This is a genomic window from Oleiphilus sp. HI0061, assembly GCF_001635675.1.
The window spans coordinates 1-1342 of the sequence record NZ_LWFE01000425.1; the positions used below are offsets into that span (position 1 = coordinate 1).

Consider the following 1342-nt stretch of genomic DNA (forward strand, 5'->3'; position numbering starts at 1 on the left):
TTTGAGAAGGCAGATAGCCAACGGTCATCAGATATCGCTAAAATTTCATCTGAGGATAAGGGGGAGTTAAGCGTGGCATTAACTTGCATTGCCCCGCCGTGACGAGCATAGGCTCTTTCTTCAATTTCCGTAAAAGACATCATCGCTAATGGTCATCCTTATATTCTGCTGCAATCTCCGTAAACTCGCCCTCACACGATATGAAAGCAGCCACCACTCTGGGNTCGAAGTGGCTCCCTTCACCATCAAGGATAATTGACTTAGCTTTGTCATGATCAAAAGCTGGCTTGTATACACGTTTACTAATCAAAGCATCGTAGACATCTGCCAAAGCCATTAAACGCGCAGACAGTGGAATAGCATCACCCTTTAAGCCTTGAGGATATCCGCTACCATCCCATTTTTCATGATGAGAGGCGGCAATCTCTCGTGCATAACGCAAGAAAGAATTGCTTCCCAAGCGGGCTTCGGCAACCGCTAAAGAGTCTGCCCCCAATTGCGCATGCGTTTTCATGATCATGAACTCTTCATCTGTTAGCTTGCCTGGCTTGAGCAAGATACTATCTGGAATACCTACTTTACCCACATCATGCAAAGGTGCCGACTTATATAAAAGATCCACCGTCTCAGCATCCAGATAGTCTTTGAAGTCGGGATGTGCACTCAAATGTTCCGCTAGCACACGGACGTAATGCTGAGTTCTCAGAATATGGCCACCGGTTTCATTGTCCCGGGTTTCTGCAAGCGAAGCTAGCGCTAGCACAGACACATCTCGAGTCAATTGAAGTTCGTCCCTATGCTGCTGCAAACTGGCAATCATCGCATTGGTACCCTCAGCCATACGCCCAAACTCATCATGACTGACTACCGGCACTCGCTGTTCCAGGTCACCATTCATCACCTCAAACAAGGTATGATTCTGGTAATAAAGGTACATATTCAAGTTTGTCACATAGGAATATATGATCCGAATACTATATACCAAGAGGACAGCAGCGACGAAGGCTACCTCTTTGAGAATGCTAATGCGCGCATCATTTATATCCAAATAACGGCTACTATCGACCAACCAACTTAGGTCTTTATTAATAACCAAAAAGAATACCGTCGAGATACTGAATACCAATACAATTGCCGCCGCCGAGAACTTCTTACCAAAGGAAAGAAAGTTCTCCCTTAACTGCAATGCCATCGACTGCTTAATGAGATATTGAGCAATATCTTTCTCTCTACCTAAAGATAAATCCAGCGCCACAAACGCGCCGAGTATTAAGGTGCCCATCACAACCTTTAATAAACTATCTAAAGGGGCGCCATGAAACACTAAATTGTGAATATTCAG

At 44.8% G+C, this 1342-nt stretch carries 1 protein-coding gene; it reads right to left on the reverse strand.

The window, feature by feature from the left end; genetic code table 11:
• Positions 1–145 precede the first annotated feature (145 nt).
• A partial coding sequence (locus A3735_RS05735; protein ID WP_156499442.1) for an HD-GYP domain-containing protein occupies positions 146–1342 on the reverse strand: 1197 nt, incomplete at its 5' end.